The organism is Saccharopolyspora sp. CA-218241 (assembly GCF_050954615.1).
GTDB classification, from domain to species: Bacteria; Actinomycetota; Actinomycetes; order Mycobacteriales; family Pseudonocardiaceae; genus Saccharopolyspora; species Saccharopolyspora cebuensis.
This window is the reverse complement of sequence record NZ_CP191860.1, coordinates 3,317,171-3,338,490: the sequence shown is the minus strand read 5'-3', so window position 1 is coordinate 3,338,490 and position 21,320 is coordinate 3,317,171. Positions and strand designations below refer to the sequence as shown.

The following is a 21,320-nucleotide window of genomic DNA, read 5'->3' as shown; positions in this document are numbered from 1 at the left end:
CCGGGCGGGTCTTGCGGTCCCACCGAGTTGGTAAATACATTAACTACCCGCGCCGCGGGCGATCCGGCCCCAGGTCTCAGCGAGGAGGCGAGGTCATGGCGTACTACCGGCAGATCGGTGAGGTGCCGCCGAAACGGCACACCCAGCACCGCGGGCCCGACGGCGGGCTCTACTACGAGGAGCTGATGGGGGAGGAGGGATTCTCCAGCGACTCCTCGCTGCTCTACCACCGCGCGCTCCCGTCCGCGCTGGTCGACTCGACCGAGTGGGAGCTGCCCGACCTGACCACCGAGCCGAACCACCCGCTGCGTCCCCGGCACCTCCGGCTGCACGAGCTGACCGGCGCCGACGGGGTCGCCGAGCGCGACGTCGTCACCGGGCGGCGCCTGGTGCTGGGCAACGCCGACGTGCGGATCTCCTACGTCGTCGCCGGGGCGGCGTCCCCGCTGTACCGCAACGGGATCGGCGACGAGTGCGTCTACGTGGAATCCGGCTCCGGCACCGTGGAGACGGTGTTCGGCGCGCTGCCCTTCCGCGCCGGTGACTACGTGGTCCTCCCCCGGGCCACCACGCACCGCTGGGTGCCCGCGGGCGCGGAGCCGGTGCGGGCCTACTGCATCGAGGCGAACTCGCACATCACCCCACCGCGCCGCTACCTGTCCCGGTTCGGGCAGCTCCTGGAGCACGCGCCGTACTGCGAGCGCGACCTGCACGGACCGACCGAACCGCTGCTGGCCACGGGCACCGACGTCGAGGTGCTGGTCAAGCACCGCGCCAGCACCGGGATCGTGGGCACCCGCTTCGTCGTCCCGGAGCACCCGTTCGACGTGGTCGGCTGGGACGGCTGCCTGTACCCCTACACCTTCAACGTCGCCGACTTCGAGCCGATCACCGGGCGCGTGCACCAACCGCCGCCGGTGCACCAGGTCTTCGAGGGCGAGAACTTCGTGATCTGCAACTTCGTGCCGCGCAAGGTGGACTACCACCCGCTGTCGATCCCGGTGCCCTACTACCACTCCAACGTCGACTCCGACGAGGTCATGTTCTACTGCGGCGGCGACTACGAGGCCCGCAAGGGCTCCGGCATCGGCCAGGGCTCGATCTCGCTGCACCCGGGCGGCCACTCGCACGGTCCGCAGCCCGGCGCCTACGAACGCAGCATCGGGGTGGAGTTCTTCGACGAGCTGGCCGTCATGGTCGACACCTTCCGCCCGCTCGAACTGGGCGAGGGCGGGCGCGCCGCCGAAGACCCGGAGTACGCCTGGACGTGGGCGGGAGGGCGGCGCCGGTGAGCGAGCTGCCCGCGTTCGCCCGCGCGCTCTGCGACGACGCCGCGGTGTTCCCCCCGGGGCTGGCACCGCTGGCCGAGGCGGTGCCAGCCCACCGCGCGCACCGCGCCGCCGCGCACGCCGACCTGGTCGGGCCGCTGGTGGTGGGCGCTGCGGCCCTGCCCGAGCTCGGCGGGCTGATCACCGACGCGCTGGACCTCGCGGTGACCGCCCCGGGCGGACCGGCGCAGCTCCCGGGGCTGTTCGCCGACCTCGCCGGGCTGCCGGTGCGGTTGGCGGCCCTGGAGGTCGCCGTGCCGGACGGGGCCGCCCCCGCCGCGTTCCTGGCCGAGCTGGACCGGGCCTGCGCGCCGGTCCCGGAGGTCGCGGTGTTCGTGGAGGTCCCCCGGGACGACCGGCGCCCGGACCTGCTCCGGGCCCTGGCCGGGACGCGGTACCGGGCCAAGTTCCGCACCGGCGGGGTCACCGCCGACCTGCACCCGGACGAGGCCGAGCTGGCCGCCGCCGTGCACGCCGCCGTCGGTGCCGGGATCCCGTTCAAGGCCACCGCCGGGCTGCACCACGCGCTGCGCAACACCGATCCGCGCACCGGGTTCGAGCAGCACGGCTTCCTGAACCTGCTGCTGGCCACCGACGCCGCCGCCGACTGCGCCGACCCGGCGGAGATCGCCGCGGTGCTGGCCGAGCGGGACGGCGAGCCGATCGCCCGGCGGGTGGCCGCCCTGGACGCCGACCGGGTCGCGGCCGTGCGCGCCCGGTTCCTGTCCTTCGGCACCTGCAGCATCATCGAGCCGCTGACCGAGCTGGTGGACCTGGGCCTGGTGCCCGCCGCCGCTCGCGGCGGAGGAGGGGACCACCCGTGACCGTCATCGACATCCCCGAAGGTTCGCCCTTCGGTCCCGCCAACCTGCCCTACGGGGTGTTCTCGACCCCGGGGATCGCGCCGCGCGTCGGGGTCCGCGTCGGCGACTCGGTGCTGGACCTCGCCGTCGCGCTGGACGAGGAGGTGTTCGCGCGACCGACCCTGAACCCGTTCATGGCCCAGGGCCACGCCCGCTGGGTGCAGGTGCGGGAGCGGATCACCGCGCTGATCGCCGGCGAGGTGCCGGACGCCGCGGTGCACCCGGTGGCCGAGGTGGAGCTGCACCTGCCGTTCGAGGTCGCCGACTACGTCGACTTCTACGCCTCGGAGCACCACGCCACCAACCTCGGCAGGCTGTTCCGCCCGAACGCCGAGCCGCTGATGCCGAACTGGAAGCACCTGCCGGTCGGCTACCACGGCCGCTCCGGGACCGTGGTGGTCTCCGGCACCGACATCGCGCGTCCGAACGGGCAGCGCAAGGCGCCCGACGAGGAGGCGCCCACCTTCGGGCCGTGCCGCCGGCTCGACATCGAGGCCGAGCTGGGCTTCGTCGTCGGCACCGGTTCCGAGCTCGGCAGCCCCGTGCCCTGCGAGGAGTTCGCCACCCGCGTCTTCGGCGCGGTGCTGGTCAACGACTGGTCCGCCCGCGACATCCAGGCCTGGGAGTACGTCCCGCTGGGCCCGTTCCTCGGCAAGAGCTTTGCCACCTCGGTCTCCCCGTGGGTGGTGCCGCTGCTCGCGCTGGAGGCCGCGCGGGTGCCGACCCCGGAGCAGGACCCGCGCCCGCTGCCCTACCTGCGGGAGGGCGAGCCGTGGGGCCTGGACATCGACCTCGCGGTGGACTGGAACGGTCGGCGCGTGGCGAATCCCCCGTACCGGGAGATGTACTGGTCGCCCGCGCAGCTGCTGGCGCACCTGACGGTGAACGGTGCTTCCACTCGGACGGGTGACCTTTACGCCTCGGGTACGATCTCCGGGCCGGAGAAGGACCAGCGCGGTGCGTTCATCGAACTGACCTGGGGCGGTAAGGAACCGATCGAGATCGGCGGTTCCGAGCGCACCTTCCTGCAGGACGGTGACGAGGTCGTGATCTCGGCCACCGCTCCGGGTGCGGACGGGACGCGGATCGGGTTCGGCCAGGTCTCCGGCCGGATCGTGCCTGCAGAAGGAGGAGCGCGTTGAGCAAGGTGGTCGCGACACCGGCCGAAGCCGTCGCGGACATCGGAGACGGTGCGTCGCTGGCGGTCGGCGGGTTCGGGGTGTGCGGCATCCCGGACCGCCTCATCGCGGCGATCGCCGCCGGTACGGCGTCCCGCTTGGAAGTCTTCTCGAACAACTGCGGCGTGGACGGCCACGGGCTCGGGGTGCTGCTCGACGCCGGTCGCATCGGGCGGGTCACCGCCTCCTACGTCGGGGAGAACAAGGAGTTCGCGCGGCAGTACCTCTCCGGTGAGCTGGAGGTGGAGCTGGCCCCGCAGGGCACGTTGTCCGAGCGGCTGCGCGCGGGCGGCGTCGGCATCCCGGCGTTCTACACCCCGGCCGGGGTGGGCACCCCGATCGGGGACGGCGGGCTCCCGTGGCGCTACCGCGCCGACGGCTCGGTGGAGGTCAGCTCCCCGCCCAAGGAGGTCCGCGTCTTCGACGGCCGCCGCTACCTGATGGAGCGGGCGATCAACGCCGACTTCTCGCTGGTGCACGCCGAGATCGGTGACACCGACGGCAACCTGGTGTTCAACAAGACCGCGATGAACTTCAACCCGCTCGCCGCGATGGCGGGCCGGATCGCGATCGCCGAGGTGGAGCGCCTGGTGGAGCCCGGGGAGATCGATCCGGCGCAGGTGCACCTGCCCGGCGTGTTCGTGCAGCGCGTGGTGCACACCGGTGAGCAGGACAAGGTGATCGAGAAGCGCACCGTGCGCGCAGCTGAGGAGGGTCGGGCATGAGCGAGAACGCGGGCTGGTCCCGGACCGGCATGGCGGCGCGGGCCGCGCAGGAGCTGCGGGCCGGGGAGTACGTCAACCTGGGCATCGGGCTGCCGACGCTGATCCCGGGCCACCTGCCGGAGGGCGTCGACGTCATCCTGCACAGCGAGAACGGCATCCTGGGCACCGGGCCGTACCCGCTGGAGGAGGAGATCGACCCGGACCTGATCAACGCGGGCAAGGAGACGGTCACCGTCCGGGCCGGGGCGTCGTTCTTCGACTCGGCGCTGTCGTTCGGGATGATCCGCGGCGGGCACATCGACACCGCCGTGCTCGGCGGGATGCAGGTCGGCGCCAACGGCGACCTGGCCAACTGGATGGTCCCGGGCAAGATGGTCAAGGGCATGGGCGGCGCCATGGACCTGGTCCACGGCGCGCGCCGGGTGATCGTGCTGATGGAGCACACCACCCGAGACGGCGGCCCCAAGCTGCTGGAGCGGTGCACGCTGCCGCTGACCGGTGCGGGCGTGGTCAACCGGGTCATCACCGACCTGGCCGTGATCGACGTGGTGGGCGGCGCCCTGGTGCTGCGCGAGACCGCCCCCGGGGTCTCCGAGGACGAGGTCCGCGCGGCCACCGGCACCGACCTCCGGGTGGCCTGACTCCACAACCCGCTCAGGTGACCTTTTCCAGGTGAGGGGCACCTTCATCCGACTATGCCGGATGAAGGTGCCCCTCACTCACGGCGCGAACGGGTGAACGGGGTCCGGCGGGGTGCGTCGGGCTGGCCCTGGGGGTCGGGCGTCGGTGCTGGTCGGGGCTGTGCTGTCCTGGTCTGGTCGCTGCGGCTATGCTCGGCGGCATCCGATCATGACCAGGACGCGGCCGGACGCGCCGCGAGGACCGGAGGCGCGTGCGTGCTCCGCGGGCACCGGTGCGCCGCGCCCGGTCGGCGGGCCAGGGAGCTGACCATGAACACCACGCCCACCGGGGAGTTCCCGGACGTCGACGCGACCGCGCGGCGCGGTGCGGGCCGGTGGTGAGCGCGGAGGTCCCCGGTCCGGTGCCGCGCTTCCGGGGCAGGCGGGTGCGCCAGGACCGCCCGCTGATCATGGCGATCCTCAACCGCACCCCCGATTCGTTCTACGACCGGGGCCGCACCTACGCCTTCGACGCGGCGGTGGCCGCGGTGGACCGGAAGGTCGCCGACGGGGCCGACATCATCGACATCGGTGGGGTGAAGGCCGCCCCGGGCGCCGAGGTCGACGTCGCGGAGGAGATCGAGCGCACCGCGCCCTTCGTCGCCGCCGTCCGCGCCGCGCACCCCGACCTGGTGATCAGCGTGGACACCTGGCGCCACGAGGTCGGCCGGGCGGTGTGCCAGGAGGGCGCCGACCTGCTCAACGACACCTGGGCGGGCGCCGACCCGGCGCTGGTCGAGGTGGCCGCCGAGTTCGGCACCGGGTACGTCTGCTCGCACACGGGTGGCGCGGTGCCGCGCACCCGCTCGTTCCGGGTGCACTACCCCGACGTGGTGGCCTCGGTGGTCGAGGAGACGACCGCGCGGGCCGAGCGGGCGGTCGCCGCCGGGGTCCCGCGCGAGGGGGTCCTGATCGACCCGACGCACGACTTCGGCAAGAACACCTGGCACGGCCTCGAACTGCTGCGCCGCACCGGGACCCTGGTGGCGACCGGGTGGCCGGTGCTCATGGCGCTGTCCAACAAGGATTTCGTCGGGGAGACCCTCGGTGCCGACGTGCCCGACCGGCTCCCGGGCACGCTGGCCGCCACCGCGCTGGCCGCGCACGCCGGCGCCGCGGTGTTCCGGGCGCACGACGTGCCGGAGACGCGGCAGGTGCTGGAGATGGTCGCGACCGTGGACGGCCGGCGCCCCCCGACCTCCTGCGTGCGCGGCCTGGCCTGACCCGGCGCTCGGGTGCCGCGCGTGCGGTCCGCCGCCACACTGGTCGGTGCCCCACGAGAGGAGGTCCGATGGGACAGGTCCGGGTGCGCCGCGTGCAGGAGGAGGCCGACGCCGCCGACGGCAGCCGGGTGCTGGTCGACCGGGTGTGGCCGCGCGGGATCAGCAAGTCCGCCGCCCGGCTGGACCGGTGGTGCAAGGAGGTGGCGCCGTCCACCGAGCTGCGGCACTGGTACGGCCACGACGCCGAGCGCTTCGACGAGTTCCGCCGCCGCTACCGCGCCGAACTGGACGATCCGGAGCGCTCGGCGGCGTTGGAGGAGCTGCGCGGCTACGCCGCGGACGGCGACCTCACGCTGCTCACCGCCACCAAGGAACCCGGGATCAGCCACGCCAGGGTGCTCGCCGACCTGCTCGGCGGCTGAGCGCCGTCGGGCACCCGGCGGCGCGCCGGGGGATAGTGGCACTCGCGTCGCGGGGCGGTGCGGCCGCAGCCGCGCGAGGACGCCGACCGCGCGAGGGAGGTGCCGCATGACGGGACCGGACGAAGGCCCCCGGGAGACGATCGGGGAGGACGACGGGGTGCTCGACCCCGCCGACTCGCTGGAGACCGACGACCTCGATGCCGACCCGCTGGACACCGGCATCGAAGCGGCCGACCGCTGGTCCTCCTTCGAGACCAAGGGCACCACGGCCGACGAGACGCGGCGCGGCGAGTCGCTCGACGAACTGCTGTCCGAGGAGGAAGCGGACGCCGCGGACGAGTCGGTGGACGACCGCTGGGCGGGTGGTCCGGGACCCCGCTCCGGGCGGCTGGTGGCCGACGACGAGCGGGCCGACGCCGACGAGCTGCTGGCCTCGGACACCGGTGTGGACAGCGGCGCGTCCGGGGCCGAGGAGGCCGCCGTGCACGTCACCGACCAGGACGCCGACCGCCGCGCGGTGCGCGCCGATCCGGACAAGGAATCCCTCGACGAGGCCATCGCCAACATGGAGGCCGACGACCTCGGCGACGTCGAGCGCCGCGACCGCCGCCGCTGATTCACCCGAACGGGGGTAGTCGGCGGTGCCGATCGCCGCCCGGGTTGCACCCGGAACGGGGACTGCCGAACCTGGGCGTGGGACGACGTTTTCCCGAGCGCGGCAGCCGCCCCGGCCCGCGCGGTGGCGCCGCGCCCGCGCGGCGCGCGGGCGGCAACCCGGGACGTAGGTCCTGTGCGCGATCGCGTCACCGTGTGCATGCTGGGAGTAATCGCGGAACCGCGAGGTCCACCGCGATGGCGTGACCCCTGCTGGTGAGGGAGAACGATCATGACACAGCCCGGACCCGGCGCGGTCGCCCCCCGCGGCGCCGCGCGCACCGAGGAGCTGTCCGGACCCCGGCAGGAGACCCGGTCAGCGGCCGCCGTCCCCGCCCCCCGCGCCCCCGCCGAGACCACGACGGCCGCCCTGGTGATCAGCCGGGGCGATGCCGCGGGCACCGAGTTCGCGCTCACCCGCGACCGCACCGTCGTCGGCCGCAACCGCGAGTGCGATGTCGTCGTGGACGATCCGACCGTGTCCCGCGCGCACGCCGCGGTGGTGCGGGAGGACGGGAACTTCGTGCTCGTCGACGGTGGTTCCCTCAACGGCACCTACCTGAACCGGCGCCCGGTGGACAGCGCCGTGCTGGTGGACGGCGACGAGATCTGGATCGGCAAGATCAGGTTCACCTACCGCGCGCCCTGACCGGTCGCCGTGCAGAACACCGAGTGCCACCCGGTCGCACCGTCCGGCACGGTCGGCGCGCGCCGGGGGGTCTGCACGTCACCGGTCCGGTCGGTGGCGCGGCACTCCAGCCGGTGACCGCCCGGCGGCAGGTCCAGTTCGATCCTGCGCCGCTGCCACCGGGTGCCCAGGCGTTGGCGGTCACCGTCGAACCCGCGGGCGGTTCGGCGCAGCCGATCGCGGACCCGGTGCTGACGTTGTCGCTGTGATCGCCGAGCGCGGCGGAGGAGGGGAGGTGGGATGCCGACCGCGACCACCCGGAACCGACCACCGGTGCGCTCCGCCGTCGCCGCGGCGGTGCTGTTCGCCGCGGCCGTCGCGCTGGTGGCCGCCGTCGGTTCGTGGGCGGCGGCCACCTCGGCCGAGCAGTACGCGGCGCTGCGGTTGCCCGGGTGGGCACCGCCCGCCGCGCTGTTCGGTCCGGTGTGGACGGTGCTGTACGTGCTGCTGGCCTTCGCCGGGTGGCGGCTCTGGTACCGCGCGGCCGACGGACGCGAGCTGCGCCGATCGCTGACCTGGTACGGCGTCGGGCTGGTGCTCAACGCGCTGTGGACGCCGCTGTTCTTCGCCGCGCAGGCGCGGGCTTGGGCGCTGCTGGACATCGCGCTGCTGGACGTCGCGGTCGTCGGCCTGCTGGTGCTGGCCGCGCGCCGCGACCGGCTCGCCGCCGCGGCCCTCGTGCCGTACCTGCTCTGGGTGCTCTACGCCACCGCACTCACCACCGCGATCCTCACCCTGAACGGGTGAGCCACACCAGGTGAGGGGCACCTTCATCCGACTATGCCGGATGAAGGTGCCCTTCACTCAATGCCCTTCCGGGTGGTCCCGGCGTGTTCGGCGCTGGGGTGGGATCTCGGCGGGGCGCCGGGCGCGGTGGTGGCGCACCCGCGGTGCGGCGGCCAGCACCCGGTCCGGGTCGAGCCGGTCGCGGAGCTGGTGCCGGACGAGCTCGGCATCGGCGACCGTCCAGGTCACCACGACCTCCTCGCCCTGCACCCGCCCCCGCTGCTCCAGCCACCGGGCCGCGTGCCGGACGACCAGCGCGGGCCGGTCCCGTTCGGCGGCCAGCCGGGCGGCGACCGAGCAGAGGTCCTGCCACCGGTCGTGCTCGTCCACCCGGTTCCTGCTCCGCGTGGTCATCGGCCACCTCCGCGGTCGGCGTCGGCCTCCAGTGAACCGCGGCGCCGGACCGCGGCGGTACCGGCGAACGGGGCGCGGTGGGTCAGCCGTCGACCGCGCGCAGCACCAGACCGGGGTGCGGCACCGGGCGGAACGCCGTGGACTTGCAGGGCAGCCGCAGCCCCGCCGAGAACGCGCTGCGCAGCTCGGCTTGGCGGGGCGGGGTGACCAGCACCGCGATCCCGCCGTCGCGCTGCACCCGGCGCACCGCGCGGCCGGGGCTGGATTCGTAGCCGATCGCGCCCGGCGCGGCCGGGACCCGCCACAACCAGTCGATCAGCGCCGCGTGCAGCACCGCCAGCTGCATCCGGTGCAGCGGGGCGGGAACCGAGGCGAGCGCCTCGGCCAGCAGCGGCTCCACCGGGTCGGTCAGCAGGAACGTCCCGTGCCCGGTGACCACGGCGAAGGCGGTGGTGTGCTCGGCGGTGTGCCGCAGCACCCGCAGCCATTCCCCCAGATCTCCGCGCAGCCGCGTCATCCGGAAGGCCCCGGCCGCGCTGTCCAGCGCCGTCCACGGGTCCGCGGCGGGCAGCACCCGGTGCACCGGGGCCACCAGCAGGGGGCTGCGCCGGGTGTCCACCAGCAGCGCCGAGGCGTAGTCCCACGGCCCGGTGCCGCTGCCCCTGGCGTGCCGGAGGCGCCGGAGCTGCCGGGCGGCGATCCAGCGGTGGTGGCCGTCGGCGAGCAGCGCGGGGGAGCGGGCCAGCTCGGCGGCGATCTCCTCGTGCACGGCGGGCTGGGTGATGCGCCAGAGCTGGTGGCGCTGGCCGTCCGGGCCGAGCACCTCCGCGGTCGGCGGGCGCTGGCCGAGCGCGTCCAGGTGCCCGGCGGTGGTCCCGGTCCCGGAGTAGCCCAGCAGCAGCGGCCCGAGGTCGAGCCCGCCGGTCGCCATCATCCGGGACAGCGCCTCGGCGCGTTCGGGCAGCACGTCCTGGTGCGGCAGCAACCTGCTGTCCAGGTGCACCGCGCCGAGCACGCCGCGCTGGTCGCCGTGCGGCCCGGACTGCCGGTAGGCGTAGAGGGCGTCGCGCGGCTCCCGCAGCACGGTGCCGCTGCGCTGCCACGAGCGCAGCACCGCCGCCGCCTCCTGCGCCGCGCCGTCGGAGAGGTCGGTGAGCTGGCCCCACGGGGTCGCGTACCGCCCGGCCAGCTCGCGCATCCGTTCCGGGGCGATCCGCCACCCGCGGAACGGTTCGACCACGACGCCGCGCTCGGTCCCGGCGCGCCGCGACGCGACCCGGTGCGGACTGGACTCGGGCACCTGAGGACTCCCGGCGTTGATCGAACTCGCCGCGCCACGGTATCGGGTCCACCGGTGGCGGCCCGCCGGGGAGGTGGTCTGCCGCTGCCGGGCGGTTGGTACATCGGCACTAGTCAGCGGCCCGGCGTTCGGCGCAGCGTGCGCACCGCTCGGCGCGGCACCGGGGGCGCGGTGCAGGCGGCTCCGAGATGCTGACCGCGCGGTGCGACGGCGCGGTGTGCGCGCGACCCGGTGCGAGAGGACGGCGATGCAGGAGCTGCTGGCGGACAAGGCGGTGGTGGTGACCGGCGCGGGGCGCGGGCTGGGCGAGGCGTTCGCCCTGCACGCCGCGCACGCGGGCGCCTCGGTCGTGGTCAACGACGTGGACGGCCCGCTGGCCGAAGCGACCGCGGCCACCATCCGCGCGCACGGCGGCCGGGCCGTGCCCAGCGCGGGGTCGGTGGCCGACGCCGAGCAGGCGAACGGGATCGTCGAGACCTGCGTGCGGGAGTTCGGCCGGATCGACGGCCTGGTCAACAACGCGGGCCTGAACTACGAGGCGCTGCCGTGGCAGGACGACGCGGCGCGGGCCCGGGAGCTGATCGAGGTCAACGTGCTCGGCGTGCTGCACACCGGGCTCGCCGCGCTGCGCGAGATGCACCGGACCGGTGCCGGCGGGGCGATCGTGAACATCTCCTCGGGTGCTTCGCTGGGCCAGCGCGCGCTCGGCACGTACGCGGCGAGCAAGGGCGCGGTGGCCTCGCTGACCTACTCGTGGGCGCTGGACGCCGAGCAGATCGGGGTGCGGGTGAACGCGGTGTGCCCGCTGGCGCACACCCGGATGGTGTGGAACTCCGAGCGCTCGCTGCGCAACTGCCCGCCGGAGCGGACGCCGTCCCGGATCGCCCCGCTGGTGCTCTACCTGCTCAGCGACGCGGCGGCGGGGATCACCGGGCAGCTCGTCCGGTGCAACGGACCGCAGCTGCACCTGATCGGCCAGCCCCACCTCAAGGAACCGATCCTGGAGCGCGAGGTGTGGGACACCGAGGCGGTGCGCGAGGCGTTCGACGAGGTCTTCGGCGCGCACCTCGAACCCTACGGGCTGGAGAAGCGGGTGCCGCCCCGGCTGCGGAAGTGGACCGCCCGCAGCGCGTGACCGCTCAGCCGGGGGCGGTGCCGCGCAGCGGGATCCGGGCCTCGCCCAGCCGGACGCCGTCCCGGTCGATCCAGTACCGGCGCAGCACGTCGAGCACCACCGAGACCTCCGTCGACCGGATGCCCGGCAGACCGGCGAGATCGTCGGAGAGGAAGTCGGCGAGCGCGTCCTCGTCGCCGAACACGCCCTGGTGGATGACGGTCGCACTGCCCGCCACCACCGAGACGTAGCGGGCCGACGGGTGGTTCCCGAGCGCCCGGCCGACCTCGGCGGTGGTGCCGGGCTCGGTGGCCAGCGCGACCACCGCTTCGACCTGGAAGCCGAGCACGGCAGGCTCCACCTCCACGCGGGGGCGCACGACGCGGCGCTCCAGCAGGCCGCCGAGCAGCCGGTGCGCGCTGGACTGGCTCACGCCGAGCTCGCGCGCCAGGTCGCTGGAGGTCAGCCGGGCGTTGCCGTGCAGCAGCGCGGCGGCGCGCCGTTCCGGTTCCGACAGCGACTCGAAAGCGACGGCGGGGGACGGGGGATCGGCGCGCCGGTGCGCGGCCAGCGCGGCGCGCACCGGGTCGGGCACGGGGGCGCCGCACCAGGCGTCAGCCCGGCCGACGGCGCGCAGCACCAGGTCGGACCGGGTGTCCCGCACCCCGCCGACCGCCGGGATGCGCCGGGTGAGCAGGTCCCGGGCCGCGGCGCGGTTCCCGGGGTGCGCGGTGCAGTAGACGTCGGCGCGGCCGGAGGTCAGCGCGACGTACTGCACCTCGGGTAGCGCGGCCACCCGGCGAGCGACCTCGGGCGAGCGCCCCGGCGCGGTGGTGATCCAGACGTGCCGGGGCCGGGTCTCGGAGACCAGGTTCCAGTCGAGCTGGCCGATCACCCGCAGCAGCCGGTCGTCGTGCAGCCGCTGCCACCGCCGGCCGATGGTGCTCGCCGAGCTGCCGAGCGCGTCGGCCAGCGCGCGCAGCGGCGCGCGGGGCGCCTGCTGGAGGGCGCCGATCAGGGCCAGGTCCAGTTCGTCGACGAGCGCTGCGCCGGTCACGGGCGAATAGTATCCCCGCCGCGAGCCGGTTTACCGAATGGATACACCGCCGACTTCCCCGTTCTTGACAGGAACTGCCGCGCCGGATTTGAATCGCACGCCAGTGCCCGGCGCAGCGCCGAGCGCCCCCGATCGTCGAGCCGAGGAGTCGCGGTGGGTCCCAGAACGAGCGCAGACGGCTCCCGGTCGATGGGCGCGGTGCTGCGGTTGCTGCAGCTCGTCGAACGCGTCGGCAACCGGTTGCCGCACCCGTTCTGGCTGTTCACGATCATGGCCGGGCTGGTCGTCGTGCTCAGCGCGGTGCTCAGCGCCCTCGGCGTCTCCGCGGTGTCCCCGGTGGACGGCGAGACGATCCGGGTCCGGAGCCTGCTCTCCGCCGAGGGCGTCGGGGTGATCGTCGGCGACGCGGTGGACAACTTCGCCGCGTTCCCGCCGCTGGCGCTGATCATCGTGGTGATGCTGGGCGTGTCGGTGGCCGAGCGCAGCGGGCTGCTCGGCGCGCTGCTGCGCGGCAGCGTGAGCCGGGTACCGCCGAAGTACCTGACCTTCGCCCTGGCGCTGACCGGGATCAGCGGCAGCGTGGCCTCCGACGCGGCGTACGTGGTGCTCATCCCGTTGGGAGCCCTGGTCTTCAAGGCCGCCGGGCGCAGCCCCGTGCTGGGGCTCGTCGTGGCGTTCGGCTCGATCTCGGCGGGCTACAACGCCTCGCTGCTGCTCACCCCGACCGACGCGATCCTGGCCGGCCTGACCACCGGCGCCGCGCAGTTCATCGAACCCGGCCGGGTCGTCACCCCGCTGGCCAACTACTACTTCTCGATCGGCTCCGCGCTGTTCCTCGCCGTGGTGATCACCCTGGTGACCGAGTTCCTGCTGTCCCGGCGCACCCAGGGGATGCCCGCCGACGGCGAGGGCGCGGACGAGGATCTCGGCGCGATGCGGCTGGGCCCGGACGAGCGCCGGGGGCTGCGCAACGCGGGCCTGGTGCTGTTCGGCTTCCTGCTCGTGGTGGTGCTGGCGATGCTGCCCGCCGGTTCGCCGTTGCGGGGCGAGGACGGCGGCATCCTCGACTCGCCGGTGATCACCGGGGTGGCCTACGTGCTCGGACTGGTGTTCCTGCTGACCGGCGCGGTGTACGGGCGGACCACCGGCAGCATCCCGAAGGCGCGCGACATCCCGCCCGCGATGACCGGCGGGGTGGTGGACCTGGCGCCGGTGGTGGTGCTGTTCTTCGCCGCCTCGCAGTTCCTGGCGTACTTCAAGTGGACCGGGCTGGGGGAGGTCGTCGCGATCCGCGGTGCGGCGGTGCTCGGTTCGGCCGACGTGCACCCGCTGGTGCTGTTCGCCGGGCTGATCGGCGTGGTCACGGTGATCAACCTGCTGATCACCAGCGGTTCGGCGCAGTGGGCGCTGGTCGGCCCGGTCTTCGTGCCGATGCTGATGCTGCTGGACGTGGCGCCGGAGACGACCCAGGCGGTGTTCCGGATCGCCGACTCGGCCACGAACCTGATCAGCCCGATGAGCCCGTACTTCGCGATGGCCCTCGGGTTGCTGCAGCGCTACCGCAAGGACGCGGGCATCGGCACGCTGATGTCGCTGACGCTCCCGATCGCCTTCGCGGTGCTGGTGATGTGGTCGCTGCTGTTCGCGGCGTGGTGGGCGCTGGGCATCCCGCTCGGCCCCGGCGCGCCGGTGCGGTGACGCGTGGGATCGACGACGGGAAAGGCGGCGATGTGGTGAGCAGGGCACTGGCGGACGCGGCGCGGCGGCGGCAGGAGGATGTGCTGGGCGACCTGCGGCGGCTCGTGGAGAGCGAAACGCCGAGCGGCGACAAGGCCGCGCTGGACGCCGGATTGGCGGACCTGGAGGTGTGGCTGGGCGAGCGGCTCGGCGAACCCGCCGCGCGGGTCCGGTACGACGGCGGGGCGCGCGGCGACGTGCTGGACGTGACCTACCGGGGGACCGCGCCGGGCACGGTGCTGCTGCTGTGCCACTACGACACGGTGTGGCCGGTCGGCACCTTGGCCGAGATGCCCTTCGCGGTGGACGGCGACCGGATCACCGGACCGGGGTGCCTGGACATGAAGCTGGGCATCGTGCACGGCGTCTGGGCGCTGCGGTTGCTGCGCGAGCTCGGGATCGCGCACCCGTCGGTGCGGTTCGTGCTCACCGGCGACGAGGAGATCGGCAGCCGCGCCTCGCAGCACCACATCGAACGCGCTTGCGCGGAGGTCGCCGCCACGCTGGTGCTGGAACCCGGCCGCGACGGCATGGTGAAGGTCCGCCGCAAGGGGATGGGCCTGTTCGACGTGACCGCGCACGGCCTCGAAGCGCACGCCGGGCTGGACCCCTTCGCCGGGGCCAGCGCCGTGCACGCGCTGGCCGAGCTGGTCCCGCGGATCACCGGCCTGGCCGACCCGGAGCGCGGCACCACGATCAACGTGGGGTTGTTCAGCGGGGGCACCGGGCGCAACGTGATCGCCGGCCGGGCGTCCTGCGAGGTCGACGTCCGCATCCAGGACCCGGCCGAGATGCCGCGCATCGACGCCGGTCTCGCGGCGCTGGGGCATGCCGACGAGCGCATCCGGATCGAGGTCTCCGGCGGGTGGAACCGCCCGCCGATGAACCCGGGGCCGCCGTCGGAAGCGCTGTTCGCCAGTGCCCGGGAGGTGGCGCGGGAGCTGGGGATGGACCTGGCGGGCACTTCGGTCGGCGGGGTCAGCGACGCGAACTTCGTGTCCGCGCTGGGTTTCCCGGTGCTCGACGGGCTCGGCGCGGTCGGCGCCGGACCGCACTCCCGGGACGAGCACGTCGTGCCGAGCGCCTCGCCGGGGCAGATCGGCTTGGTCGGGGGACTGCTGCACCGGCTGGCCGGGAACTGAGCAGCGCCGCCGGCTCGGTCAGCCGGGTTCGCCGCGGAGCTTGCGGTAGAGCACCCAGCCGAAGTCGACCGCGGCGATGACGGCCAGCACGACGAGCACCCACGCCAGCCAGCTCAGCTCGGGCAGGTTCAGGAAGATCAGGACCGCGGCGACCGCGCAGAACACGAGGCCGAATCCGGCCAGCCACAACCGCAGGGTGAGCGCGCTGCGGGCGTACGGCGCGCCGGCCACCCCGGCCATCGGGTCGTGGTAGCCGGGCAGACCGCGTTCGTAGTCCTCTCGCTTGCGCTTGGGCATGTCCCGGGAGTACCCGGTGCGGCGGGCGGCCATGCCGGTGGCGGGCCCCGACCGGGCCCGCCACCGGTGCCTCAGCCGCCGATGTTGAGATCGATGCAGGCGTAGAAGGCGTTGGCGGTGTCGGCGACGTTCCACCGCGCCAGCACCGTCTGCTCCCCGCTGTAGCCGCTGAGGTCGACGGTGTGCGACAGCTGTCGCGGCGGCTGCTGACCGCCCTGGTCGAAGGTGGCGACCTTGTTGCCGCCGACGAAGTACTCCCAGGTCGAGGTGCGGTGCGGCGCCGTGAGGATCCAGTCGAAGTTGACCGTGGTGCCGACCGGGGTGTGCACCCAGCCCTTGCTCTCGTCGTCCAGCTCGGCGAACCGGGAGTTGCCGCCGCTGCAGCTCATCAGGCCCTTCGGGCCCTCCACGCTGTGCGGCTCCCACTTGATCGCGCCGCACTCGATGGTGCCCTCGGCGCACTGCGCCTGCCTGCTCGGCGGCGAGTTGACGTAGCCGTGCGCGCTCGCGGTGCCCGCGGGGATGCCTACCAGGAGAGGTGCGATCGCCGCGCCGACCGCGGCAGCCGTCACCTTGCGCTTCTTGCTCATCTCAGCTCCTTGTCGTGCGGACGCGCGGCGAGGGGTTCCCGCGCGGCCGGGGATCCACAACGGCGACGGGGGAGTGATTGCGGTGCCGGTGGGCGGAACCGCGAACGGCCGTTGTGTGGTCTGGACCATATTCGGGTATGTCAGCGCAGGTCAAGCGCCCGCAAATCCGTCACCGACTTGGCGTAAACCAGTTTGTCGGGTGGTCCGGACGGCAATTGATGATGTCAGAGGAATTGTTCCCGCGATAACAATTGCGGACTATCGCCGCCTTAACGGCGCTTCAGCTCGTGACATCGATTCAGAGCAGTCCCGGCACCACCAGGACCGCCCACGCCAGCGCCGGGCCGAGCAGCACCACGGCCCCGCTGTAGGCGAGCATCCGCCGGTACAACGCTTCCCGGGCGTCGTCGGCGGCGTTGGCCAGCACCAGCGCGCCGTTGGTGGAGAACGGGCTGACGTCCACCACGGTCGCCGCCACCGCCAGCGCCGCGACCATGCCGACCGCGCCGATCTCGCCCTGGGCCAGGAACGGCACCGACAGCGGGATCAGCACCCCCAGGATCGCCACCGAGGAGGCGAAGGCGCTGGCGATCCCGCCGATCAGGCACAGCAGCAGCGCCGCCACCAGCGGCATCCCCATCCCGGCGACCGCCCGGCTGACGTAGTCGACGGTCCCGGCCCGCTCCAGCACGCCGACGTAGGTCAGCACCCCGCCGATGAGCAGCACGGTCGACCAACTGATCCGCTCCACCGCCCCGGTGCGGGCGGCCGGGGAGACCAGCACGAGCACCACCGACAGGGTCAGCGCGAGGAACCCGACGTCGAGGTCGAACAGCACGGTGCCCAGGGCCAGCACCAGCACGGCGGCGCCGGTGAGCACCTGGTCGAGGCGCACCCGCTGCGCCCGCGGCCCCGCGTCGTCCTCGACCCGCAGCCGCACCAGCCGGCGTCCGCCGCGCAGCGCGAACACCACCGCGCCGGCCGCGATGTTGAACAGCAGCGGGGCCAGCGCCAGCACGACCGGATCGCCGGGCAGCCCCGCGCCGCCCACCACCCCGTTGACGAAGCTGCCGTACACGCTGGTCGGGGCGAACGCGCCGCCGAGCGCGCCGTGCACGACCAGCATCCCCATCAGCAGCGGGTCGATCCCGTACCGGCGGGCGCAGCCCAGCGCCAGCGGCGCCACGATCGCCACCGCGAACAGCGCGCCGATCGACATCAGCAGGGCGGCGACCGCGAAGAAGATCCACGGCACCAGGGCGGCCCGGCCGCGCACCGAGCGCACCGCCGCGCCCACGAGCAGGTCGACGGTGCCGTTGCGCTCGGCGATCCCGAACAGGTAGGTGACGCCGACCAGCGTGAGGAACAGGTCGCCCGGGAACCCGGCGATGATGTCCTCGGTGCTCATGCCGACCGCCAGGGTGCCGACGCCGAACGCGGCCACGAAGCCAAGCACGCCCAGGTTCACCGGCAGCGTCGTCCCCGCGGCGAAGATCAGGACCAGCACGACCAGCGACACGACCTGCGGTCCCATCCGCCACCTCCACGTCGAGCGCGGTCAGCCTCCACGGGCCCCGCGCGGGTCGTCAAGATCACCCGATCGGCTGGACAGTCCCGCGAACGGCCCCTAGCGTCGAGTCGGGCGTCGAATCGGGCGCCGGAAGGAATCGGGCGCCGGAGCGAACCGGGCGGGAGGGATGCGATGCGCGCGCTCACCACCCGGGGGTCGGTCGTCGACCTGCCCGAGCCGTCCCCGGCCGAGGGTGAACTGCTGGTCGAGGCGGTGGCGCTGGGCGTCTGCGGGACCGACCGCGAGATCCTGGCGGGCCGCATCGGCAGGCCGCCGCCGGACCGGAACTGGTTCGTGCTCGGTCACGAATCGCTGGGCAAGGTGGTGCGGGCCCCGGAGGGCTCCGGTTTCGCGCCCGGGGACCTGGTCACCGGCATCGTCCGCCGCCCCGATCCGCTGCCCTGCCCGCTGTGCGCCGTCGGCCGGTTCGACCTGTGCGAGAACGGGCGGTACGCCGAGCGCGGCATCCAGGGCCTCGACGGCTACGGCGCGCAGCGCTTCCCCCTGGAACCGGAGTACGCCGTCGGCGTCGCCGCCGCCCTCGGCGGGCTCGGCGTGCTCGTCGAACCCACCAGCGTGGTCGCCAAGGCCTGGCAGCGCATCGACCACGTCGTCCAGCGCCCGCTGCGGCGCGCGCTGGTGCTGGGCGCGGGACCGATCGGCCTGCTGGCCGCGCTGCTCGGCGTGCAGCGCGGGCTGGAGGTGCACGTGGTCGACCGGGTGGTGGGCGGCCCGAAGCAGCGGCAGGCCCGCGCGCTCGGCGCCGAGTACCACGCCTCGCCGGAGGGGCTGGGCCGCTTCGACGCGGTGCTGGAGTGCACCGGCGTGCTCGTGCCGGAAGCGGTCGAGCACACCGCCGCGGCAGGCGGTGCGGTGCTGATCGGCCACGGCGGCGGGAGCCGCACGCTCGACCTGGCGGCGTTCAACGACGACCTGCTGAGCGGGAACAAGGCGGTGCTCGGCTCGGTCAACTCGCGCCGCGAGCACTTCGCGGCGGCCCACGACGCCTTGTGCGCCGCCGACCCGGACTGGCTGGCGGGCCTGGTGACCTGCACGGTCCCGCTGGAGCAGTGGGGCGTCGCGTTCGAGACCGGCCCGGACGACATCAAGTCGATCATCACCTTCGGCTAGCGGGTCGCTCGTTGGTGAGACCCCGTCGAGGCCGCCCCTCAGCACGGCGGTTCGACGGCGGCGCCCGCGGCGACCAGCTCGTCGATCTCGGCGTTGGAGTAACCCAGCGAGGCCAGCACGCCGCGGGTGTCGGCGCCGTGCCCGCGCGGTGCGCTGCGCACCGCGCCCGGCGTCCGCTCCAGCGTGATCGGGATGCCGGTGGCGCGGTAGCCGCCGTCGGTCACCACCATCCCGCGGTGCAGGACGTGCGGGTCGGTGAGCGCCTCGCCGACGTCGTGCACCGGGGTGGCCGGGACGCCGCGCGCGAGCAGCGCGGTGGCCAGCTCCCGCCGCGGGTGCCGGGCGATCCGCTCGGCCAGCAGCGGGCGCAGCGCCGCCACGTTGCCGACCCGGTCGGCGTTGGTGCGGAACCTCGGGTCGTCGGCGAGTTCGGGAATTCCCAGCAGCTCGGTGAACCCGCCGAACTGGCGGTCGTTGCCGACGCCGATGAAGACCAGGCCGTCGGCGGCCTCGAAGGTGTCGTAGGGGGCGATCGACGGGTGCGCCGACCCGGTCCGGCGGGCCGGCTCGCCGTCGGCCAGCCAGGACGGGGAATGCGGGTGCAGCAACGAGATCGCGGTGTCGATCAGCGCGCAGTCCACCAGCTGACCCCGCCCGCTGCGCCGCCGCTCGTGCAGCGCGAGCAGGATGCCGGAGAACGCGTAGATCCCGGTGACCATGTCCACCACGGGCACGCCGACCCGCAGCGGCGGACCGGTGGGTTCGCCGTTGATGCTCATCAGCCCGCCGTAGGCCTGCGCCACCGCGTCGTAGCCGGGCATCCCGCCCATCGGCCCGTCGGTGCCGAAGCCGGTGATCCGGCACTGGACCAGCCGCGGGTAGCGCTCGCGCAGCACCTCGTCGGGCAGCCCCCACCCGGCCAGCGTCCCGGCCTTGAAGTTCTCCACCAGCACGTCGCTGGCGGCCAGCAGCTCGGCGAGCACCCGCTGCCCGGACTCGGTGCGCAGGTCCAGTCCGATGTTGGCCTTGTTGCGGTTGACCCCGGTGTAGTAGGCGCTCGTGGTCGCGTCCACGAACGGCGGTCCCCACGTCCGGGTCTCGTCCCCGGCCGGTGCTTCGACCTTGACGACCTCGGCGCCGTGGTCGGCGAGCATCTGGGTGCACAGCGGTCCGGCGAGCACCCGCGAGAGGTCCAGCACGCGCAGCCCGTCGAGGCTTCCGGTCATGGCATCTCCTGGCGTTCAGTACGACTTGGGCAGGCCGAGCACGTGCTGGGCGACGTAGTTGAGCACCATCTCCTGGCTGACCGGGGCCAGGCGCAGGATCCGGGACTCCCGGAAGTAGCGCTCGACGTGGTACTCCCGGGCGTAACCCATGCCGCCGTGGGTCTGCACGGCCTGGTCGGCGGCCTGGAAACCGGCCTCGGCGCACAGCCACTTGGCCATGTTCGCCTCCCGGCCGCAGGGCAGTCCCCGGTCGTAGCGCCAGGCGGCGTTGCGCGCCATGAGCTCGGCGGCGTCGAGGCGGGTCGCGGCTTCGGCCAGCGGGAAGGCGACGCCCTGGTTCTGCCCGATGGGGCGGTCGAACACCACCCGCTCCCCGGCGTAGCGCACCGCGCGCTCCAGCGCGGCCCGGCCGATGCCCAGCGCTTCGTGGGCGAGCAGGATGCGTTCGGGGTTCAGCCCGTCGAGCAGGTGGCGGAACCCCTCGCCCTCCTCGCCGACCCGGGCGGAGTCCGGCACGAACAGGTCGTCGAGGAGCACCTCGTAGGATGCCACCGCGTTGCGGCCGAGCTTGGGGATCGGGTTCAGGTGGACGTGCGCCGGGTCGAGGTCGACGAGGAACAGGCTCATCCCGTCGGTGGGGCGCGCGACTTCCTCGCGCCGGGTGGTGCGGGCGATGAGCACCATCTTCTGGGAGTCGCCCGCCTTGGTGATCCACACCTTGCGCCCGTTGACCCGGTAGCCGCCGGGCACGCGTTCGGCGAAGGTGGTGATCCGGGTGGTGTCGGTGCCGGCGTCGGGTTCGGTGACGCCGAAGCACACGTGCAGCGAGCCGTCGGCCGCGGCGGGCAGCACCTCCCGGCGCAGCCGCTCGCTGCCGTGCTTGACGATGGTGTTGAGCCCGAAGATGGTCAGGTGCATCGTGCTGCACCCGTTCATCCCGGCTCCGGCGGCGGCGACCTCCTCCAGCAGCAGCGCCGCTTCGCTGATCCCGAGCCCGCCGCCGCCGTACCGCTCGGGGATGGCGATGCCGAGCCAGCCGCCGGCGGCGAAGGCGTCGTAGAACTCCCACGGGAATTCGCCCGCGTGGTCGCGCTCGGCCCAGTACTCGTCGGAGAACGTCCGGGCGAGGGCGCGCGCCCCTTCCCGCAGCGCCTGCTGGTCCTCGGTCGGTGCGAAGTCCATCGAATCCTCTCGCGTTCCCAAATACGGACGCGGAGCGTAGGTCCGCGAACGTAGCGCAGTGTTGTCCGCGGTC

The 21,320-nt window shown here is 73.8% G+C and carries 24 protein-coding genes; 16 read left to right on the top strand and 8 right to left on the bottom strand.

Going from position 1 to position 21,320, the window contains the following annotated elements; all coding sequences use genetic code 11:
• Positions 1-95: 95 nt before the first annotated feature.
• From ACQP0T_RS15880 to ACQP0T_RS15825, 12 genes are all read left to right on the top strand, one after another.
• Positions 96-1,292, top strand: coding sequence for a homogentisate 1,2-dioxygenase (locus ACQP0T_RS15880; RefSeq protein ID WP_433868766.1), 1,197 nt, complete (start codon positions 96-98; stop codon positions 1,290-1,292).
• Entirely contained in the window at positions 1,289-2,152 is an 864-nt protein-coding gene (locus tag ACQP0T_RS15875) for a hypothetical protein (protein ID WP_433868765.1), read from the top strand. Before ACQP0T_RS15880 ends, ACQP0T_RS15875 begins: the two co-directional genes overlap by 4 nt.
• Entirely contained in the window at positions 2,149-3,333 is a 1,185-nt protein-coding gene (fahA, locus tag ACQP0T_RS15870; RefSeq protein ID WP_433868764.1) for a fumarylacetoacetase, read from the top strand. The genes ACQP0T_RS15875 and fahA overlap by 4 nt, the downstream gene beginning before the upstream one ends.
• Positions 3,330-4,094 carry a CoA transferase subunit A gene (locus ACQP0T_RS15865; protein ID WP_345365557.1) on the top strand — a complete coding sequence of 255 codons (765 nt, stop codon included), beginning with the start codon at positions 3,330-3,332 and terminating at the stop codon, positions 4,092-4,094. Before fahA ends, ACQP0T_RS15865 begins: the two co-directional genes overlap by 4 nt.
• Positions 4,091-4,735, top strand: a complete 645-nt coding sequence (locus ACQP0T_RS15860; RefSeq protein ID WP_345365559.1) for a CoA transferase subunit B — start codon at positions 4,091-4,093, stop codon at positions 4,733-4,735. Before ACQP0T_RS15865 ends, ACQP0T_RS15860 begins: the two co-directional genes overlap by 4 nt.
• 255 nt (positions 4,736-4,990) lie before the next feature.
• Entirely contained in the window at positions 4,991-5,116 is a 126-nt protein-coding gene (locus ACQP0T_RS15855; RefSeq protein WP_345365561.1) for a hypothetical protein, read from the top strand.
• 68 nt (positions 5,117-5,184) lie between these two features.
• Positions 5,185-5,997, top strand: coding sequence for a dihydropteroate synthase (gene folP / locus ACQP0T_RS15850; RefSeq protein ID WP_345366833.1), 813 nt, complete (start codon positions 5,185-5,187; stop codon positions 5,995-5,997).
• 68 nt (positions 5,998-6,065) lie between these two features.
• Positions 6,066-6,419, top strand: coding sequence for a DUF488 domain-containing protein (locus tag ACQP0T_RS15845; protein ID WP_433868763.1), 354 nt, complete (start codon positions 6,066-6,068; stop codon positions 6,417-6,419).
• A 106-nt stretch (positions 6,420-6,525) separates the two neighbouring features.
• On the top strand, positions 6,526-7,035 hold the full coding sequence (locus tag ACQP0T_RS15840) for a DUF5709 domain-containing protein (RefSeq protein WP_433868762.1): 510 nt from the start codon (positions 6,526-6,528) through the stop codon (positions 7,033-7,035).
• A 270-nt stretch (positions 7,036-7,305) separates the two neighbouring features.
• Positions 7,306-7,722: an FHA domain-containing protein gene (locus ACQP0T_RS15835; RefSeq protein ID WP_345365567.1), complete on the top strand. Its 417-nt coding sequence runs from the start codon at positions 7,306-7,308 to the stop codon at positions 7,720-7,722.
• A gap of 113 nt (positions 7,723-7,835) precedes the next feature.
• Positions 7,836-7,970 (top strand): anti-sigma factor domain-containing protein, encoded by a 135-nt coding sequence (locus ACQP0T_RS15830; protein ID WP_433868761.1) that lies wholly within the window; start codon positions 7,836-7,838, stop codon positions 7,968-7,970.
• A 31-nt stretch (positions 7,971-8,001) separates the two neighbouring features.
• Positions 8,002-8,508, top strand: coding sequence for a TspO/MBR family protein (locus ACQP0T_RS15825; RefSeq protein ID WP_433868760.1), 507 nt, complete (start codon positions 8,002-8,004; stop codon positions 8,506-8,508).
• A gap of 57 nt (positions 8,509-8,565) precedes the next feature.
• Here ACQP0T_RS15825 and ACQP0T_RS15820 read toward each other — a convergent pair whose 3' ends face one another.
• Positions 8,566-8,901 carry a hypothetical protein gene (locus ACQP0T_RS15820; protein ID WP_433868759.1) on the bottom strand — a complete coding sequence of 112 codons (336 nt, stop codon included), beginning with the start codon at positions 8,899-8,901 and terminating at the stop codon, positions 8,566-8,568.
• Between the two features lie 82 nt (positions 8,902-8,983).
• A complete protein-coding gene (locus tag ACQP0T_RS15815) occupies positions 8,984-10,201 on the bottom strand; it encodes a DUF1015 family protein (protein WP_433868758.1) in 1,218 nt (405 codons plus the stop codon).
• 247 nt (positions 10,202-10,448) lie between these two features.
• Between ACQP0T_RS15815 and ACQP0T_RS15810 the strand changes: the two genes are divergently transcribed.
• A complete protein-coding gene (locus ACQP0T_RS15810; RefSeq protein ID WP_433868757.1) occupies positions 10,449-11,336 on the top strand; it encodes an SDR family NAD(P)-dependent oxidoreductase in 888 nt (295 codons plus the stop codon).
• A 4-nt stretch (positions 11,337-11,340) separates the two neighbouring features.
• Here ACQP0T_RS15810 and ACQP0T_RS15805 read toward each other — a convergent pair whose 3' ends face one another.
• On the bottom strand, positions 11,341-12,372 hold the full coding sequence (locus tag ACQP0T_RS15805) for an Lrp/AsnC family transcriptional regulator (protein WP_433868756.1): 1,032 nt from the start codon (positions 12,370-12,372) through the stop codon (positions 11,341-11,343).
• Between the two features lie 189 nt (positions 12,373-12,561).
• Here ACQP0T_RS15805 and ACQP0T_RS15800 point away from each other — a divergent pair, with 189 nt between their 5' ends.
• Together ACQP0T_RS15800 and ACQP0T_RS15795 are read left to right on the top strand one after the other, a co-directional pair.
• Complete coding sequence (locus ACQP0T_RS15800; RefSeq protein WP_433873742.1) at positions 12,562-14,070, top strand: AbgT family transporter; 1,509 nt, start codon at positions 12,562-12,564, stop codon at positions 14,068-14,070.
• Between the two features lie 32 nt (positions 14,071-14,102).
• Positions 14,103-15,251 carry a M20 family metallopeptidase gene (locus ACQP0T_RS15795; protein WP_433868755.1) on the top strand — a complete coding sequence of 383 codons (1,149 nt, stop codon included), beginning with the start codon at positions 14,103-14,105 and terminating at the stop codon, positions 15,249-15,251.
• Between the two features lie 18 nt (positions 15,252-15,269).
• Here ACQP0T_RS15795 and ACQP0T_RS15790 read toward each other — a convergent pair whose 3' ends face one another.
• The 3 genes from ACQP0T_RS15790 to ACQP0T_RS15780 all read right to left on the bottom strand — a co-directional run bounded on the left by ACQP0T_RS15790 (position 15,270) and on the right by ACQP0T_RS15780 (position 17,672).
• Positions 15,270-15,548: a DUF6343 family protein gene (locus ACQP0T_RS15790; RefSeq protein WP_433868754.1), complete on the bottom strand. Its 279-nt coding sequence runs from the start codon at positions 15,546-15,548 to the stop codon at positions 15,270-15,272.
• A gap of 71 nt (positions 15,549-15,619) precedes the next feature.
• Entirely contained in the window at positions 15,620-16,138 is a 519-nt protein-coding gene (locus tag ACQP0T_RS15785; protein ID WP_433868753.1) for a lytic polysaccharide monooxygenase auxiliary activity family 9 protein, read from the bottom strand.
• A 298-nt stretch (positions 16,139-16,436) separates the two neighbouring features.
• Positions 16,437-17,672, bottom strand: coding sequence for an SLC13 family permease (locus tag ACQP0T_RS15780; RefSeq protein WP_433868752.1), 1,236 nt, complete (start codon positions 17,670-17,672; stop codon positions 16,437-16,439).
• 168 nt (positions 17,673-17,840) lie between these two features.
• Here ACQP0T_RS15780 and ACQP0T_RS15775 point away from each other — a divergent pair, with 168 nt between their 5' ends.
• The gene (locus ACQP0T_RS15775) at positions 17,841-18,839 is read left to right on the top strand and encodes an alcohol dehydrogenase catalytic domain-containing protein (RefSeq protein WP_433868751.1); all 999 of its coding nucleotides are present in this window, start codon (positions 17,841-17,843) and stop codon (positions 18,837-18,839) included.
• A 38-nt stretch (positions 18,840-18,877) separates the two neighbouring features.
• Here ACQP0T_RS15775 and ACQP0T_RS15770 read toward each other — a convergent pair whose 3' ends face one another.
• Both ACQP0T_RS15770 and ACQP0T_RS15765 read right to left on the bottom strand, forming a co-directional pair.
• Positions 18,878-20,065: a CaiB/BaiF CoA transferase family protein gene (locus ACQP0T_RS15770; protein ID WP_433868750.1), complete on the bottom strand. Its 1,188-nt coding sequence runs from the start codon at positions 20,063-20,065 to the stop codon at positions 18,878-18,880.
• Between the two features lie 15 nt (positions 20,066-20,080).
• Positions 20,081-21,247, bottom strand: a complete 1,167-nt coding sequence (locus ACQP0T_RS15765) for an acyl-CoA dehydrogenase family protein (protein WP_433868749.1) — start codon at positions 21,245-21,247, stop codon at positions 20,081-20,083.
• Positions 21,248-21,320: the final 73 nt, after the last annotated feature.